Genomic DNA, 17470 nt, shown 5'->3' with positions numbered 1-17470 from the left:
ATATACGAATGCACCGGGTGCATGTCCAAGTTTCACATCGACGAACTCTAGCGCTCACCAGAGGCGTCACTTTGTGACGGGAAACTTTGTCCTTTTGAAGGATATTTCCCTGTCGTGCTCCAGCTGAATCGTTGTATGCTGGATGTCAAATTTGGCCGAAAGCATCCGACTTATATCGTCCACGAGGCTGCTGTATTGGCTCAGCATCTGGTCCTTGACAACTACGTGGCCGCTCAATGCATGCATGCCGCTTGAAATTGTCCAGACGTGGAGGTCATGCACATCCACTACAGGCTGGAACTCTTTGATGGAATTTACGATATCGTTCATGTCCATGTCCTTCGGGGCGCCCTCCAGTAGTATGTGTGTGCTCTCCTTCACTATGGAGTAGGCGCTTCTTGCAATGAGGGCCGCAATAAACACAGCGACTATCGCATCCGCGTACGTGTTTCCGCTTACAATAACGATGAGGCCGACTAGCAGGACAGCAACGGAAGAAACAGCGTCGTAAAGGACGTGTGTAAACGCGCTCTTTACGTTGATGCTTTTATGAGCATCATTTTTGAGCAGAGACACTATCGCAAGGTTGGCCGCAAGCCCGGCGGCGGCAGTCAGTATTACAACCGGGCCGTTTATGGGGGCTGGATTGATTACCCTGTGTACTGCTTCAAGAATAACCCAAACAGATATGCCTGCAAGCACCAGTCCGTTTGCCAGGGCGGCCAGCACCTCGGCGCGGTGGTAACCATACGTCATTACGCCGACATGCATTCGTGTGGCCAAGGTGATGGCAAAAAGGCTCAGACCTATCGACATTGCATCGGTAAAGACATGAGCTGCGTCGCTTACCAGCGATATGCTGTTGGAATAGAATCCACCCGCGATCTCTAGGACTCCTATTCCAATGGCAAGGGCAAGCGAGACCTTCAGGCGCTTCTTTGTCTCTTGCACATCTGCTGGCATTAGACTCTGCTACCTCGCGAAACTATTTAGTTTTTTACTGCTTTGACTCGGACGCGGCAATCTGGGCGAGTGGGACCTGTTCCGGGTTTCTGTATTTTACGACGTAAGATTCTCCTTCCCTGGCGTAAACTCCGTAAATGAGCGAAGCCTTTGCCACGGTCGAATCCTTGAGCGTTACCATGATAATCTGGTTGTTCTTCGATCTTTCCAGAAGGATCTTTGACAGCCTCTCGGTGTTCTGGGCGTCAAGGTGTGCATCGACCTCGTCCATCAGATAGAAGGGCGATGGCTTCAGGGACTGGAGGGCCAGGAGGAAGACTATTGCGGCTATTGTTTTTTCGCCGCCAGAAAGGGATGTCGACTCGCGAGGAACATTCTTGTTTGGGAACTGAACGAGAAGCATGACGCCGCTGGAAAAAACGTCTTCCGGGTTTTCAATCTGAAGCCAGGCCGAACCCCCGGTCATTTTGGCAAAGGTTGATCGGATGTCCGAATCAACGCTGCCGAAAGCTCCCATGAAAACTTCCTTTTTCTCAGTGCCGACTTTCTCGATGAATGATACTATGGAGTTGCGTTCAGTCTCGAGCTGGTTTCGGCGGTCAGACATGCCGCGATAGCCGTCGATGACTTCAACATAAGTCTCGTCTGCCCGAGCGTTAATTTTGGTTTTTACCTCTTCCAGCTCGGCATCAAGCTCGCGGATTGCACCTGTTACCTCCATCTCCTGCAGTGAGTCCTTGTAACCCATGAAAAGCAGGTCGTTCGTAAGTTTGGTTTCCTCGCTTGCAAGGTCTGAAACCTCTTTTTTCAATAGCACCGAATCCTTCTCAAGCGCGTTATTCTCTCGCGACAGCCGGCGATCAGAATCTGATAGGACTTTCAGCTTTGACTCGTATTCCTGCAACACCGCGTACGCGTTTCCCGAGGCGTCTATGATCTTTTGCTCCTCGTCTCTTAGTTCGCGCAGACGGGGACTCTGAGATTGCAATTCTGCCTGCAACTGCTCCAGTCGGCTCCTTGCATGCCCGATGTCCTGCAAAAGCCTCGATGATTCTTCACCAGCCTCCTGTGCCTGAACGCGTTCCTGTGCAATTTTTCCCAGAATGCTGTTCTTGATAACCATCAGGCGATTGAGCTCGCGGTTGGCAGCATCAGCCGAGGCGACCAACTTGTTACGCTCGCTACTCTTGGATGCAGACTGCATTTCGAGCTCCACCTTGGATGGTATTGCTTGCAGTTTGCCAGTAATTTTCGCTACGGCAGGAGAGATAAGTGAAAGCCGCCGCTTGGCCTTGTCCAAAGCGACTACCAGGGTCGATGCTTCTTGTGCAATATTGTGAATCTCAGACTGGATCTGAAGCGCCGCCCTTTCCTTACTAGTGACTCCTACAAGCTCCTCTTCAAGCCTTGCTTTGGAATTGCCCAGTGCCATGTTTAGCCTGTATTTTTCAGTCTCAGCCGCGGAAAGTGCGCTTTCCGTTTCCCGCAAAACGTGGGAATTCTTCTCAACCACCTTGCCGAGTCTTTCAAGAAGGACCCGGAGGCCGTCGACCGAGCCCTCAAATAGGATTGCTTTGGTAAGCTTGGACAGTTTGCTGCCGTAGTCAAGAGCCATTGCACCGGCCGCCGGCTCAAAAAGCTCGCCGGCGATGGTCACTGTTCTGTACCCGCGCTGGGCAAGGGAAAAAGCCGAAGGCGAATCCCTTACAACAAGGGTATCGGAGAACAGGAAAGCGGGAAGTCGGTCATAGTCAGATCTTACTATTTCCGAGAGCCTTCCCACGATCATGGATTCGTATTCGGGGGGACAAGCCTGCTGCTCCGAGTTAATGTCGGGGACGATTTCAAGGGGTACAATCCTTACCCGTGCAAGCCGCTTCTGCTTCGCATACGCGGCGAGGTTAATCATTGCTTTCAAATCCTGAACGACCAGCGCCTTCATCCAGTCAGTTCCGGCGGCAAGGACACACCTCTCGTAATGCCTGTCCCACCTCAGCAAGTCGTGCATGATTCCAATTATGCCATGCTCGTCCTTGTTCCTGGTCAGCTCCGCAATTGCAACGTCCTCGTTCACCGTTTTTTTTGCGACGCTCACTCGCTCTTCGATTTTTGTTGCTAGACTGCTGGCTCTTGCCATCAGTGGGGCGGCGGCATCAAGCTCGGCTTGCAGGCTGGCTTTTGCAGCGGCAAGCTCTTCAATCTTTGCAAGAATCTGCTCCAGCTTTTGCGCGTCAGTTTCTGTCGATGTACTCAGCCTAGATATCCTGTCCTTGGCTGCCTCCGCCTCGGCTACAAGGGTCTTGAGAGCGTTGTCGCTTGAGAGACGCTTGAAGCCAATAGTTTTCAACTTCTCTTCAATACGGGCGGCGTCAAGCTCCAGGGCACTTCGAAGCGAAGTGAGGCGAGAGAGCCTTTTTTCAACTTTCTGCCTTTCTCGGAGCTGCGCCGATGTTTTTGCAGAGATTTCCTCCATAGCCTGGTTAATCCCTGCCAAGCTGCCGTTGAGCGATTCAAGAGTCCGACGCTGGTTCTCAACAGCGATTTCCAGTTTGTCAAGTTCTCCTTGACCTGCCAACGTGTTCTGTTCCAGTGATGCTTTCCGTTGTGAAATGATTGAAATCCTCCTCTCGCTGTCGGAGATCCTTCTCTCGTTTTCAGCGATTGTGGCGCGCGTCCTTTCCTCCTCGTGCACCAACTGGCTGATTTTAGATGCGACCGCGGCCTTTGCCCTGCTTGATGCGTCGACTTGGCGCATAAATTCAGTCTTTTCCTTCGTGAGTGACTCAATCTGAATCCTGAGCTGTTCTAGCTGTTTTGAAAGCTCGTCAGACTTTTGCATATTGGACTGAAGAGCAGCTCTTCCAGTCGCGAGCTTTTGTTTTATCTGCCTTATGCGGTTCGAGATGTCAACGGCTTTGAGCCTGCTTATCTCCGAGTTGAGGTATTCGTAGCGCAGTTGGTTGTTCCGCTCAACTTCAAGTTCGTCAATTCTCTTTCGGATTTCTCCCATCCGGGCGAAGGCAACCTCGAGTCTCCTGTCGGCCTCGTCAAGCTGCTTCATTGCCTCCGCCTTTTTTTCGTCAAAATACGACAGTCCGACAATGTCTTCTATAATCTTCCTTCTGTCTTCAGAGTTAAGCTCAGATATTCGCGTAATCATGCCTTGCTGGACAATATTGAGTTTATTGGGGTCTGCAAGGACAATCTCTAGCAGATCCATGATGGCGCCCTTTGAAACAGTCTTGCCATTTAGGATGTATTGGCTCTCTCCGTTCTGCCCCTCCATCTGCCGGGCAAGTGTGACTGAATCAGCGTCTATTGGGATGCCTCTGTCAGAGTTGTCGAATGTAAGGTTGACTCTGACCAGTTTATGGTTGCTGTTCTGGCTGTCATGAAAGAGGGATTGAAACCTGTCCACACGCATGGCCTTGGGGCTGTTTTCACCAATCGCGAACATGATTGCATCAAGGATGTTGCTCTTCCCCGATCCATTGGGCCCCGTCACGGCTACGAGTCCCTTCTCAAAGCTGACGCTTGTATTCTTGAACCCAAACGACTTGAACCCGTAGACCTCGAGCTTCTTTATGTGGACCAATTCTTGCTTTTTATACTTCTCAGCCGGCCCGCCTAATTATGCCTTCTAGCAGACTGTCAGTCTCCTTTTGGTGAATACTTTTTGCGTCGAATTTTTAACGCTCTCTCTTTCCCTCAACAAACTCTAGAAAATTCGCCTTGGCCACAGAATAGGGCATTTGAATTGGCGGATGCTTGAAACAATACGCCGAGATGCTCTCAAGGGGGCCGGATATGCCCCTGTCAAGGGCTATTTTGACAGCTCTCACTGCGTCTATCATAACTCCCGCACTGTTGTAGGCGTCGACAACTTTTAGTTTCAAGTCAAGTTCGACTGGTATGCCGCCAAAATACTGGCCTTTTAGGGAAATGTAGCAGACTTTGTCGTTTTCCAAGAATGAGACATAGTCTGAAGGACCGATCCGCATTGGAATCTCATAAGGTGCCATTGCAGCCACCGCGCTGGTCTTGCTAATCCTCTTGTCCTCAAGCCTGTCTTCGTCGAGCATATTGTAAAAGTCCATGTCGCCTCCGATGTTAAGCTGGTATGTCTGGTCGATCTTGACCCCTCTGTCCACGAATAATTTGACCAAGGTCTTGTGAACAACCGTCGCGCCAAGCTGGCTCATGACGTCATCTCCGGCGCAGACCAGCCCTTTGCCGGCAAACGCTTGCTGCCATTTGGGGGTCGACGCTATAAAAACCGGGATTGCGTTTACAAAGGCACAGCCCGCGTCGAGACAGCTCTCCGCGTAGTATTGGGTCGCACGCCTGCTCCCGACCGGCAGGTAGTTCAAGAGGACCTCTGCACCCGACTCTTTGAGTACTTTGGCGACGTTGACCGGAGCAGCACTTGACACCTTTACCTTTTGCGACAGATGCCTGCCGATGCCGTCAAGCACTTCTCCTTTCTGGACCTTGAGATCGAAACGACCAACGTCCTTTACTATCCTGACGGTGTTATTTGGAGACGCAAACATTGCTTCAGAGAGGTCCTTGCCAACTTTGGTATCCGCAACGTCAAACGCAGCAACGAACTCGATGTCTTGGGGTTCTATGCCACCCAAGTTAAAGGCGGTAAGGCCAATCCTGTCGCCTTCGGGTCGCTTGGCTTTTGCGGCCGGATCATAGAATTTTGTGCCTTGAATCAGGGCAGATGCACAGTTTCCGACGCCTGCAACCGCTACCTTGACCTTTCTACCCATACGAAACTGACCATCCAATTGACATTAATATACTATAAGTTCGCCCCCGCCGACCTACATAGACCCTACTATGCAGGAACCGGCGACCAGGGGGGAAGAACGGCGAGTACTGTTGTACTCCATGGTCTAACTATTGGATCTCGCGCAGCGTAAGATGGCGGCGCCTAGCGATCTCGAGTTCATTGCTTCTCAGCAGATACTTGAAGTCATAATCGTGTCGCGAGCAGAGATGCAGTATCAGTTTGAAGGCATTAAGCTCTCTGTCATCTCGAGCATCGGTTTCAAGAACGGGGATGACGCTGAGTTTGCACGCGTCGGCCTCTGTTTCCTCGACGACGACGTAGACCGCCGCAGGCTCAAAGCACCCCAAGACTTGGCATGAGGGGCGCCTGCTGCCAGTCTCTGGTACGAAAAATGGCGACATCTGGAGGATTCGATCTCAAATCCCGAGTATGATATTTACAGGTTCGTTCATCTAGTATCGAAGCATGATTTGGGCGAAAAATTCGAAAATTTTTCCAGATGATAGGTTACGCGACGAGTGTGTGAATCGTTATTTATCATATTACAGGGTCGGATGCGAATTCAGAGAGTATATCGACTTTGAGTACTTCACGACAAATCCCTCTCTTTCGTAGAAAGCTACGTTTTGTTCACTCCTGAGCGCCTGCAGGTAGATTTGCCCAGCTCCTTCACAGGTGGTGCTTCTCAGGAGGGCTGTAGCGGCCCCCATGCGCCTCCACTCAGGCAGTGTCCCGAGGCAATAGAGCCCGGCCAAGCCTCGGTGTGAATGAGCCGCTAAACAGCCCACAAATTTTTCACCTGATCTTGCGAGCTTTAGGCTTACAGTTTCTCTAAACCTGTCCTGATTCGTGATGCGCAAAACTTCGCTTGACCAATGGGGCACCTCGAATGACCTGCAAAAGACTTTCCCCCATTCACTGCGCAACGCATCGTCTCCTGCCTCAATGACTTCATAGTGTAAATCCTCGATGCCTTTCAAACGCGGGCCGGCTGCTTCGGTGACTGGCTTAACTAGCGTATACATGACATCGATCAGGGCAAGGTCTTTTTTTGCAAGTGAATCCGAGCGCTCATAGACAGCGAATTCAATTCCCTGGTCATTGCGAATCGACCGGAGTTTTTGAATTTCCCTGTCCAGATCTCGACATCCGTTCAAGGAGCATCGATTGAAAAAATAGTCCTGCGCCAGGCTCTTGTTTAAAAGCAGCCGGCCGCAGAAAGGTTCAAACGCTTCTGTCCACATGGAGCAAAAGCCCCACTCCCCCTCCTCCATCAGCTCAGTATCGAAGTCCAAGCAACCTCGCCATTTCTAGTGCGCTTGGATCTTCGTCGGATAGCGCCAAGTCAAGAATCTCCAGAGCCGAAACAGTGTCAAGATCCTCACAAAGACTCTCTATGAACCTGCCCATCAGCTTGGAGTTTGGACTGCCTCCTGAGGTATCTTCCGCGACGCTCAGAATGCTTCCCATAACGCGTCTGTCCTTTTTTTCAAATTTCTGCAGGGCCTCCCAGGAGAATTTCAGAGGCTTTGAGTAGCTCGAAGAAAAGCAGAATAGCCTCAATGCATTTGCGCTGCTTGCCGCAACGGCATCAGTCAGCCTGACTGTGTTTCCCAGCGACTTTGACATCTTTGTGCCTGCCGTTCCTGTCACAAGCCCTACATACGTAAAAGCCCTGACGGGCGAGTCGCGGCCTGTTATTGCGGCTAACTGGGCACGTTGCGATTCGTGGTGCGGATATGCAAGCTCCCCTGCTCCGCCCTGAAGGTCGTACGCGCCTGCATAGTTTGCCATTGCAACTGAGGTGTCTTGCATGTGCCACCAAGGAATGCCCGGCGGCTTCTCCTGGCCTCTCAGGCAGATATCAAATGCGTCTTCTGCGGCGCTCCAAATCAGAATGTCATGAGCCGAATGCTTGGACTCGGCGATGTCCAGCCTACAGTCTTGTATTTCTTCATGCGACATGTGCGAGATCCCGCCCCATCCCGGGTCGTGGCCTGTCCTCAGATAATATCTGCCTGCCGAGTAATAGGCAAGCCCTTCCGAAAGCAATTCCTGCACCAGCTTGCCTGCGTAACCCATGTAATTGGAAACCTTGGCAAGGGTAAATTCGGAAATGTTCAATCTGGCCAGATCGCGCAGCATTTCCCTGAAATACCAATCTGAGATTTCTGCGGGTGGCACCTTCCTCTGCAGAGACTTTTGAAAGATTTTGGCGTCAATATCTGTTGTATTGAGCAGCACCTCAACGGAATGACCCGCATATCGCAATATTCTTGCAACAAGATCGTACGTCAGCAACATTCTTGCGTGCCCGACGTGAAGATTGTCGTAGACGGTGGGACCGCAGAGCATGATGCTCACAGGCTGTCTTTTCCCTTGAACATCTCCGATTGGTACCAAGCGCCGAGACCTTTGGTCGAATAATTTTAGCATTCTGGCCATAACACATGCGCAGATCCAGTTGCCCTAGATATTGGACTCTAGTTCCGGTCTATGCTGGCCGATTATTTTCGAGAGGCCCCTCATGTAATTTTTGGCAAAAGTAGTCACAGGTTGGGAGGAATACCAGATGCATCCAAGTACCTGGCAATCGTGGCAAGTCCGTGCTATGTCCCACTGAGGTGCATCCCATATCTCACCGACGCTTTTCTCCAAGAGGTTGAAGGTATTCTCTGGTGAGCTGAACTTCCAGCAGGGGACCATCACGGTTCCATTCCCGTTTACAAAAATGCTCTTCCATACACCACACTCGTCAAAATGTCCTCTGCCATGCTCCGCTATCTGTTCGAAATATTCACGAGGTAACATTACGTACGGCGGCTTTTTACTGTCGATATGCTCCAGAATGCTCCTGCTGACTTTCGACATTGTTTGTCTGTCGGGAAGCAAAGAGTAGTCGACATCTGAGCGGTCCTCGACGAATGTAAATGAAACGGCGTCTGCACCAAGCCCTAGCGCCTTTTCAAAATAACTCTTGTCAATGAACTCGTCTGTGTTGAATTTTGTTATCACACTGTTGAAATAATGAGGCACCCCATGTTCCTTTAGCAGTATCAGATTGTCCATCACCCTGCGATAGATCTCGGCCGGAACGCCCCTGACTTTGCAATACGATTCCTGGTGGACGGAGTCAATGCTGCATGTTATGAACTGAATCTGCCTTTTCAGTTCATCGAGGTCAATAGTGTGCAAAAGTGAACAATTGGTGATGAGCGTTATCGGCATCCCAAGTGAATGAAGATAGCTAACGAGCTCCATGAAGTCCGGCCTGCTGGTCGGCTCACCGCCCTCGATTATCGACCAGACACAATACTCGGACACCTTTTCAAAAATTAACTTCCACTGCTGCGTTGTGAGGTCCTTGGAACGGGCGAGTTTTATCTGACCATCTTTGTCCGGGTCGCCAAACGGACACATCGGACAGTAGAAATTACAATAATGCGTCATGCTGAACACTGCAACAAGCGGCCTCCTCCTGCCCATTGCCCGATTTCCAGACCACTTGCCCAGAAGCTTGAGTGTCCGAATTGTGTCAACCACGCCAGAACGACGGCTCTGAACTATTTAGCAATTGTGAAGGGGAAAGAATCTATTCCATGATAAATCTGGGCGCGAAATTACTGATGTGTGTGTATGGAGCATCCTTTATGCATTCGACAATAATGCCGCGCTAATTTACTTGGCGCGGACAATTGGCACTTCTATGGTGGATACGTTTCTGACACGTCCGTCTTCCGACTGGACAGTTTCCGAACCAAGTCTTATCGGGCCGATCTTGTATCCCATGGTGTCCATCCTCTTCACAATGATTTGAGCTACGTCAACTGCCCGTGTAATGCTCTTGCCCCTTGCCTTTATTATGACGGTGGGTTCGTTGGCGAGCTGGACGAGCGTTGCTGTCACGTATGTCATTAGCGGTTTTTTGCCGATAAAAATCTCGTTACTGGCTTTGCTGGGCCTTGCTGTGTTGGTTGTGCTCGAGGACAATCGTATTGACGTATTCAACGGGGTAGCTTATATTGTTTGTCTAGTATCTATGCAGCCGCTTTACTGACGAGAATACGCCTTCAAGATCTCCTCAAGGTCGTGGGGCCTAGCCCTGATCTCGTCGACCACCTTCTGATCCTCTATCTCGTAACAGTTTAGAAGTTCGTTCTCGTCCTTGTAGAACAGATACACCCTGTCTTCGGCTATGCAGTGATAAAGCTTGTCAACAGCCATTTTATCTGTTTTCAGCTTGATGTTTCCGTCCGGCTGCAGGCTTACAGGATACTCCTCGCTGGAGCCTTCCATTTTGTAATACGGGCTTTGTGCAGACCTATTTGTCTATCGAAAAGTTTAATCAAAAATCAGCTCCAATGACACTCATGTCTGTTGCTCCGGAAATCGCGCCGGATGCCAGTCCGCGGCGGATCGTAATGCATGTGGATTTTGATTACTTTTTTGCGCAGTGCGAGGAACTGCGGAGGCCGGAACTCAAAGGCGAGCCGGTCGTGGTTTGCGCATATTCCGGCAGGTCGGAAACCAGCGGAGTGGTGAGTACCTCAAACTATCTAGCCAGAAAATACGGCGTAAAATCCGGCATCCCAATCTCCACCGCGATATCTCGACTCTCTAGTGCCGGGGTTAAGGGCGCATTCCTGCCGATTGACCGGACGTATTACTTTGATATCTCCTCGAAAGCAATGGCGATTCTAAAACAATCTGCTGATATCTTTGAACTTAAGGGCATTGACGAGTGTTATCTTGATGTCTCTTCCCGTACGAAGTGCGATTATGACCAAGCCGCAGAGCTCGCAAGCAGGATTAAGGCCCAAGTACTGTCCGAACTTGGTCTCACGTGTTCGATCGGGGTTGCCCCAAACAAACTCGCAGCAAAGATAGCATCAGATTACCGAAAGCCTGAGGGCCTGACAGTAATACGGCCTTCCGATTTGGCAGACTTTGTCTCCCAGCTTGATGTACGGGCTATCCCGGGAATCGGATCGAGGACGGCCGCAATGCTTGCGGAGAAGATGTCGGTTAGAAACATTGCCGACCTTCGGAGGCTGAGCTCATTTGAATTGGTAAGTGCATTTGGCAACAAAACCGGTGCGTACCTGTTCAGAGCAGCGCGCGGTGTTGAGGACGAGGCTGTTATTGGATCTAGGGCAGGCACCAGCCAAATCTCACACATCGTTACATTGAAGCGGGACGCGGAGTCAGAATCCGAAATGGTCCCCTATGTTGAAGAGATATGCGCGTTCTTGTTTCAAAAGACCGCCGAACAAGATATCTCCTTTAGGACAGTCACCCTCCTTCTGATCCTTTCTAATCTGAGAAACCTCACGCGCTCGAGGATGCTAAAGACCAGCTGTTCGGGTTATGAGGAGCTGAAAATTAATTGTATGAATCTTCTCCGGGAATCGATCAAGGACGGACTGGACAGGAAGGTGCGCCGCGTAGGAGTCAAACTGTCCGATTTGCACAGCAGGTCGGGAGAGAAAAGCCTGCTGGATTTTGCAGGCTAAAAAGACTACACTGCGGCGGCTTTGCTGGTCGACGCGCCTCTGGAATACTTTATGCGCTTGTTCTCTGTGAACATGATAATTGCAAGGTAAATGCCCAGCCACGGAAGGAACATTATCTCTCCGGCAACCGAATGAAATGCTTGCCATTGATTCACGTCTGTGGTTACGACCAGCGCGTAAAGGGACAATGATGTGATCCTGACCACATTAACAGCGGCGGTCCCGATTGTCCCTATGGCAAAGTAAATCAACTTGCGCTTCGTGGGCATATCCATCTTTAGTAAAAAGGCAAGCATTACAAGCGTGTAGATTATCATGCTATGCACGCCTGCAGATGGCCAGAACACTCTGAGAGCCATACCGCCATGGAGTCCGTTGAGAACTATTAGATTTCCTGTCGCAACTGACGGCGGTGCGTGGCTCGCCGGGTCCGCAGGTCCAACGTTGACGATGTAAGTATCTATGAAGGAGATTACGGCGCTATCTATCTGCAAATAAATTGGAACTACGTACTGCAGTGGCCCTAGGCTGTCATATGGAAAGAACGCGTCCAGTGAAAGGATTACTGCCATTCCTATGAGGTAGATCGCTCCTGCAGCTGCGAGTTTATGCCATTTTCTTCCAAATAGCACTACGAGTGAGGATACGACAAAGATGGACATTACGGCAAAGTCCCACATCCACTGCCAGCTGTCGGCAAGCGAAACAAAAGACGGGGCGGAATGCTTGATCCATGCCAAAAGACCGTATGGAAGTGCCGCAAAGTAGGCAATCGTTAGGGCAGCCATCGCAACAACGATTAGAAAGCGCTTCTGGCTCACCTGATATCTTATCCCTGCAAGTTCCGCAGCGATAAAGGCCATAGCAAACAGCAGGCCTCCTCTTCCCTGATTCCAGGAGAGGCTGAAGGAGTCCGGGTAAGCAATGAGCGTGAATATTACAGGCGAAATGAGCACAAGCGTCACCGCAATGCTGGTGTTTATCCCGAATATTGTCTGGCCCTGGCTCTGGCGCGGAGGAGCGGCGGTATCGCGGGACAATGCCGGAGGCGATTGACTCAGAACGAGATAAAAATGTTCTACGACAAGCGCACGGCCGGGACAATTGCTTCGGTAAACCAAGGGGGGAACATGTCACCCGAGTTCCGCCGGACGTAATCGAAGCTGCTATCGAGTATATACGTCGCCGCAAAATCCTCTTTGCTTCTAACCGAACGACCGTATGACTGGACAAGCCTGAGTATCGTTACCCACATGTACCAACTTGGATTTCGCTGCTTAAGCGCGGCCACCTTTCGATCGGTCAAATCCGGATACGGGACCTTGACGATTATCTGGAACCTTGAAAGGTCATCCTTAAGATCCACGCCCTGGTGGAGAGACGGAGAAATCAACACGCTCGGGGTTTTACTCCTGAAGTGCCTCCGCAAAACCTCGTCTCTTTCAATCTTTGATCCTGTCTGGATTAAGCGTGCAGAATTTGTCTGACTGAGGCCGTTCGCTATGGCTTCAACCTGCGTATACGAAGTGGTGTGTATAATGCCCTTCTCGTCCTTGTGCTTGTTCATGATTTGGTCTACCGCGCGGATGATATTTGGCATGCTCTCACCGATCGTTCTTGCATTTAACCAAGCGACGGATTGATTGTAAATCGGGCGGTTTATGGCGGGGAAATCCGACTCTGGTATTCGAATAAACTTTACGGAATCCGGAGCCAAGCCGACAGTCTTGCAAAGGTATTCTTTGCTGAGGATTGTCGCGCTCATGAACAAGGCGACTGAAGCTTTCTCAAGGACACTCCCAAAATAAGAGGAAATGTCCAGCGGCGTAACCGTGACTCTTGTGAGTTCGCCGGTGCTGGCGTCCTTTTGAAGAGATGAGACAATCCAGTTATCCTTGTTAGCCCTTATATCGTTGAGCAAATCGCCCAAGGTCTTGGCGCGTTCTACCGCATCTATTACATTTTTTTCAGTATAAGGCTCCATGGATACCCGCTGGTCGCTCCGCTCGAGGATTCTTGCCGCCTTGTCTGCAAACTCGTCGAGCTTTTCCCGGTATTCTCTGCAAAATTCCAGCCAAACTTCTATTTCATCGGTTCTTGATGTAGGCATTTGCAGTTTAACCAGCCTGAGCATGTTCCGATGGATGGTAAAACTCCTAAAGTCGCCGACCTCTGACTCTAGCTGGTGCGCCTCGTCAAAGACTAGCAGGTTTCTCTTTTGAGTATTCCCTGCATAGAAAAAATCTGAGAGAAAGTAGCGATAGTTGTAAACAGTGTGGCTGGCCTTGGCCCCCTTCCACTTTTGTTCATAGTACTCACACGGCCTCCAGTGGAGAGATACCAGCCTGGATTTCTTTGCAAAGTCCTCGCGGTACCGGTTTTCAGCCACCTTGTCGATTACGACTGCCTCTTCTCTTGTGCCACTTCCAAGTACCCTGTAGTCCGCAAGGCGGGTCTTGAATGAGCAATCGTAGCCGTCGTCTCTGACACACGGGCCGTACTCGCAAGTCTCCGACAATCCCATGTCCTCCTTGACGTTGCAAGAAAAATTAGACCTCCCCCTGACATCAAAGATAAACGGAAAGTCGCGCAGGTACTGGGACTGAAGGTCCTTGGTAGCGGTGCAAATATGAGAATTTCCCATATACAATGCAAGAGCAATAGCTACGGGGCTCTTGCCAAAGCCCGTTGGCGCCTCGAAGAAGATATGCTTAAAACCGCTCTTTATCGCGGATTCAAATCCTAATAGTACCTCCTTTTGCCTCTCTCGAATAGTCGGCAAGGGAAAAAATTCTAGAATCGACACGTTGCGCTGATTGCCAGTGACCAATCTAGCTTTTTAATGTTGGGAAGCGATCCCGGACTCAGTGCCTGCAGCCAAATCCGGATCGTAGAGCCAGCACCTGACGTAGCCTCCATTTGATGTTTTGAATTCGGGGGGCTCCCTTCTACAGATGTCACGAGGTGTAGGGCACCTGTCGCGGAAGCGACACCCCTCTATGTGAGATGACAAATCCGGAGGCCTCCCGGGGATGAATCGCAATTTCTTTTCGTTCGAACGGAGCCGTGGAATTGCGCTAATCAGCGCACGCGTATAGGGGTGTTTTGGGGAGGTGTAAATTTCTGAGGCAGACGCCATTTCCACTATCTGCCCTGCATACATGATGGCAATCTTGTTAGCGATAAGCGACACAAGCGATAGGTCATGTGTGATTAGAATGATGGCAATTCTGTCATTTTGGCGCTTGCTCTGCAGCAGTTCTATTATTTCGCGCTGGACGATTACGTCAAGAGCTGTCGTCGGCTCGTCTGCGATTAGCAGTTCGGGTTCAAGGAGAAGGGACATCGCTATTAGCACCCGCTGCTTCATGCCGCCCGAAAGTTCATGTGGGTGGAGGCGGGCAACCTCCGGCTCGAGTCCGACTGATTGGAGAGACCGCATGACCGTAGCATCGTATGGCCCCTTGGCGCCGTGAACCTTGAGCAGTTCCGTCATCTGATCCATAATAGAATAAACGGGGTCGAGGGAATTCATGGCTCCTTGAAAAACCATTGAAATCTTTTTCCACCTCACCTTCTCGTCAAATTCCTTGGAGGACAGTTCATTGAGCTTTGCTCCATCCAGGGTGATCATTCCTTCAACTATCCTGCCAGGAGACTGTAAGGAACCCATGATCGCAGAGCCGAGCGTACTCTTGCCGCATCCTGACTCGCCGACTATCGCCAAGCAGTCGCCCTTTGAAACGACAAAATTGACGTCATCAACGGCGCGAATTGGACGTTTATCACCAAAGTAGTAGGCCTTGAGTCCGGCAACTGCCAACTTTGGATCCGAGGGCATGCAGGCGGGTTGTTTCCTGTCTATAATAATACTATCTGAGTGAATCCAGTTAGGATATATTACCGACCTGTAGATTAGCGATAGTTTATAGTCGGTGAAGTCTCTTATTTGCGCCTTTGATGCCAAGTCCGGCGTACTGTGTTCCAAGTGCGACGCAAAATTGCGTGCAGGCGACCTTACTCCCGATGATATCGATGCATCGATAAAGCTGACACGCCTGGCTGAACGGTTCCCCGAAATTGCGAAGTTCACATTATTCAAGGCCGCTTCGGCCGACGGAGACCTCGTCCTTGTCGTGCGGGCATCAGATGTCAATGCCGCAAAGTCAAACGCATCGATACCGCAGCGAATAGAAAGGGAGTTCAACCGCAAAGTCTGGTTCGTCGAGTCAGACACGTCGGATCGCAGTTTCGTCGAAAATCTCTTCTATCCCGTCCGCATTCTGAGCGTTAATCTCTTCTGGCTGCCCGATGGAACGAAGCTTACAAAGGTGATGGCCGAGGGAAATGCTCAAAGGGCTCGGCTCGATACTTCCAAGATAGCTAAAATAGCAAAAGCGGTTAGGAACATGGATTTGCTTGTCGAGTTTGAGCAAAAGTGACCGCAGATAGACCGACCCGGACACATTATTCAAGTCAGTTAAGCGAGTCGCTGATAGGAACTCCGGTTACGCTTGGAGGCTGGATCGAGGATGTACGCGATATCGGCAAACTCGCATTTCTCATTATCCGGGACATTACAGGACCTGCCCAAGCGATTGTGACTGGCGAGCGGGTCAAAGAGATTCTGCAGGCGCCTAGGCAGAGCTCGGTTGTTGTCTCGGGAATTGTCCAAAAAAGCAAAGCAAAAGACTTTCCTGTAGAAATCAAGGTCAGCGATTTTACCGTGCTTGCCACTGCCGTTCAGCCGCTTCCTATAGACCCTACAGGCAGGGTTGAGTCCGCTCCTGACAAGAGGCTTGATGCTCGCGCGCTCGACCTCCGAAATCCCAAGGTTGCAGCCCTTTTCAAGCTGAGATCCGCCGGCTTGCAGTCGATACGAAACACCCTCAGGTCCGAGGGTTTCCTCGAGGTGAACACTCCCAAGATAATCGGAAGCGCCAGTGAGGGCGGTGCGAACCTTTTTGGCTTTGACTACTTTAAGAAAAGAGCCTATCTCGCACAAAGCCCCCAGCTTTACAAGGAACAGCTGACGCTGGCACTTGACCGCGTGTTTGAAATCGGCCCATATTTTCGGGCAGAAAATTCCCATACGGTAAGGCACCTGACAGAGTTTACAAGCGTCGACCTTGAGGCTGCCTTTATCGACTACCGGGATGTAATGGAAATAGTCGAAAGAATTGTGAAAAGCATTATCCATGAATTTCGTGAAAAACACGCGTCAGATCTTGAAAAAGCGGGCTCCGGACACGACCTGGCTCTCGACTCAATCCCCCGGCTTGCGTATTCTGACTGTGTCGATGAGCTTAACTCGATGGATGAGAAAATCGAACTGGGCGACGACCTCTCTGATGCCTCGCTTCGCAAGCTGGGTGAAAAGCATCCCGGTTTCTACTTCATAACAGACTGGCCGCTGAAGCTAAAGCCTTTCTACATTCATGAAAAAGAGGATAATCCGAGCCTTTCTGAATCCTTCGACCTTCAGTTTGGATACCTTGAACTAGTTTCAGGCGGAACCAGGCTTTACGACCAGAACAAGCTCAAGACTAGGCTTGTCGAACAGGGCCTCAATCCCGCAAGTTTCGCCGAGCATCTCAAGGCATTTGAGTGGGGCATGCCTCCGCACGCCGGATGCGGGCTAGGCTATGACCGCCTGATGATGGTTCTTACGGGCTCACAGAACGTTCGAGACGTGGTGCTGTATCCAAGGGACACCGACAGACTCACGCCCTAGAGCAGCAGGTCACTTTTACTCGATTTTGACTTGGTCAATTCTGCCGGAATCCAGGAAGTATGCTCCAAAGGATCTTTCGGTTGTCGAGTAAATGAGCCATACGACGCCGTTAATTTCCATAAACTTGACATCCGTCGAGGAAGGACTCGGGCGGCCGGGATGGGAGTGGAAGATTCCAACTACGTCCAGGCCCTCAGCCTCGGCATCGGAATATGCTGCAAGCAGCTCTTGTGGATCAATGCTGAAACTATGAGGCGAATCCCCGTCCGAGTTCTTCATGATCCTTACTTCCTTGACAGTATTCAAGACTCCCAAAAGCAGTGCACACGACTCGGAAGGTAAGGAGCAATTTGCATGGTCTTCGAGAGCCCGGAGGTTGCTAGCAGAAATGATTATACTTTTCAAGTGGATTCATTCGACTTGCGATTTTATCGGGCAATGTTGTCCCTTGCAAACGAT

Annotated in this window: 16 protein-coding genes; 4 read left to right on the top strand and 12 right to left on the bottom strand. The window is 50.6% G+C overall.

The annotated features are described in order from the left end of the window. Positions 1-66: 66 nt before the first annotated feature. The 3 genes from ABI361_02415 to ABI361_02405 form a co-directional block, all read right to left on the bottom strand. On the bottom strand, positions 67-963 hold the full coding sequence (locus ABI361_02415) for a cation diffusion facilitator family transporter (GenBank protein MEO9319505.1): 897 nt from the start codon (positions 961-963) through the stop codon (positions 67-69). Between the two features lie 34 nt (positions 964-997). Further along, positions 998-4558, bottom strand: coding sequence for a chromosome segregation SMC family protein (locus ABI361_02410; protein MEO9319504.1), 3561 nt, complete (start codon positions 4556-4558; stop codon positions 998-1000). 94 nt (positions 4559-4652) lie between these two features. Next, positions 4653-5741, bottom strand: a complete 1089-nt coding sequence (locus ABI361_02405) for an inositol-3-phosphate synthase (protein MEO9319503.1) — start codon at positions 5739-5741, stop codon at positions 4653-4655. A 154-nt stretch (positions 5742-5895) separates the two neighbouring features. Here ABI361_02405 and ABI361_02400 point away from each other — a divergent pair, with 154 nt between their 5' ends. Next, entirely contained in the window at positions 5896-6123 is a 228-nt protein-coding gene (locus ABI361_02400) for a hypothetical protein (protein MEO9319502.1), read from the top strand. A gap of 183 nt (positions 6124-6306) precedes the next feature. Here ABI361_02400 and ABI361_02395 read toward each other — a convergent pair whose 3' ends face one another. From ABI361_02395 to ABI361_02375, 5 genes are all read right to left on the bottom strand, one after another. Beyond that, positions 6307-7059, bottom strand: a complete 753-nt coding sequence (locus tag ABI361_02395; GenBank protein MEO9319501.1) for a GNAT family N-acetyltransferase — start codon at positions 7057-7059, stop codon at positions 6307-6309. Beyond that, complete coding sequence (locus ABI361_02390; GenBank protein ID MEO9319500.1) at positions 7043-8167, bottom strand: class I tRNA ligase family protein; 1125 nt, start codon at positions 8165-8167, stop codon at positions 7043-7045. Before ABI361_02390 ends, ABI361_02395 begins: the two co-directional genes overlap by 17 nt. A 66-nt stretch (positions 8168-8233) precedes the next feature. Continuing rightward, positions 8234-9307, bottom strand: a complete 1074-nt coding sequence (locus ABI361_02385; GenBank protein MEO9319499.1) for a radical SAM protein — start codon at positions 9305-9307, stop codon at positions 8234-8236. 135 nt (positions 9308-9442) lie between these two features. Next, positions 9443-9754 (bottom strand): DNA-binding protein, encoded by a 312-nt coding sequence (locus tag ABI361_02380; GenBank protein ID MEO9319498.1) that lies wholly within the window; start codon positions 9752-9754, stop codon positions 9443-9445. A 60-nt stretch (positions 9755-9814) separates the two neighbouring features. Further along, the gene (locus tag ABI361_02375) at positions 9815-10060 is read right to left on the bottom strand and encodes a hypothetical protein (protein MEO9319497.1); all 246 of its coding nucleotides are present in this window, start codon (positions 10058-10060) and stop codon (positions 9815-9817) included. 74 nt (positions 10061-10134) lie between these two features. Between ABI361_02375 and ABI361_02370 the strand changes: the two genes are divergently transcribed. Continuing rightward, positions 10135-11277, top strand: a complete 1143-nt coding sequence (locus ABI361_02370; protein MEO9319496.1) for a DNA polymerase IV — start codon at positions 10135-10137, stop codon at positions 11275-11277. Positions 11278-11282: 5 nt separating this feature from the next. On the opposite strand, the gene artG is transcribed toward ABI361_02370, so the two are convergent. From artG to ABI361_02355, 3 genes are read right to left on the bottom strand one after another with little or no spacing between them, the layout of a single operon-like run. Then, on the bottom strand, positions 11283-12317 hold the full coding sequence (artG, locus tag ABI361_02365; protein ID MEO9319495.1) for a thaumarchaeosortase: 1035 nt from the start codon (positions 12315-12317) through the stop codon (positions 11283-11285). 38 nt (positions 12318-12355) lie between these two features. Further along, on the bottom strand, positions 12356-14083 hold the full coding sequence (locus tag ABI361_02360; protein ID MEO9319494.1) for an ATP-dependent DNA helicase: 1728 nt from the start codon (positions 14081-14083) through the stop codon (positions 12356-12358). Between the two features lie 33 nt (positions 14084-14116). Then, complete coding sequence (locus tag ABI361_02355; protein MEO9319493.1) at positions 14117-15118, bottom strand: ABC transporter ATP-binding protein; 1002 nt, start codon at positions 15116-15118, stop codon at positions 14117-14119. 94 nt (positions 15119-15212) lie between these two features. Here ABI361_02355 and ABI361_02350 point away from each other — a divergent pair, with 94 nt between their 5' ends. Further along, positions 15213-15719, top strand: a complete 507-nt coding sequence (locus tag ABI361_02350; GenBank protein ID MEO9319492.1) for a hypothetical protein — start codon at positions 15213-15215, stop codon at positions 15717-15719. Next, entirely contained in the window at positions 15716-17011 is a 1296-nt protein-coding gene (aspS, locus tag ABI361_02345) for an aspartate--tRNA(Asn) ligase (GenBank protein ID MEO9319491.1), read from the top strand. The genes ABI361_02350 and aspS overlap by 4 nt, the downstream gene beginning before the upstream one ends. Positions 17012-17026: 15 nt before the next feature. On the opposite strand, the gene ABI361_02340 is transcribed toward aspS, so the two are convergent. Further along, positions 17027-17416 carry a M67 family metallopeptidase gene (locus ABI361_02340; protein ID MEO9319490.1) on the bottom strand — a complete coding sequence of 130 codons (390 nt, stop codon included), beginning with the start codon at positions 17414-17416 and terminating at the stop codon, positions 17027-17029. Positions 17417-17470 lie beyond the last annotated feature (54 nt).

It is taken from the genome of Nitrososphaera sp. (assembly GCA_039938515.1).
Taxonomy (GTDB): domain Archaea; phylum Thermoproteota; class Nitrososphaeria; order Nitrososphaerales; family Nitrososphaeraceae; genus Nitrososphaera.
The sequence above is the reverse complement of the archived record's forward strand: the minus strand, read 5'-3'. Positions and strand labels throughout refer to the sequence as shown.

What these genes read in the sequence shown, in the direction of transcription:
- ABI361_02375 (MEO9319497.1), bottom strand. Translation starts at nt 10,060, where the DNA reads ATGGAAGGCTCCAGCGAGGAGTATCCTGTAAGCCTGCAGCCGGACGGA.
- ABI361_02370 (MEO9319496.1), top strand. Translation starts at nt 10,135, where the DNA reads ATGTCTGTTGCTCCGGAAATCGCGCCGGATGCCAGTCCGCGGCGGATC.
- ABI361_02415 (MEO9319505.1), bottom strand. Translation starts at nt 963, where the DNA reads ATGCCAGCAGATGTGCAAGAGACAAAGAAGCGCCTGAAGGTCTCGCTT.
- ABI361_02405 (MEO9319503.1), bottom strand. Translation starts at nt 5,741, where the DNA reads ATGGGTAGAAAGGTCAAGGTAGCGGTTGCAGGCGTCGGAAACTGTGCA.
- ABI361_02400 (MEO9319502.1), top strand. Translation starts at nt 5,896, where the DNA reads ATGGCGGCGCCTAGCGATCTCGAGTTCATTGCTTCTCAGCAGATACTT.
- ABI361_02355 (MEO9319493.1), bottom strand. Translation starts at nt 15,118, where the DNA reads ATGCCCTCGGATCCAAAGTTGGCAGTTGCCGGACTCAAGGCCTACTAC.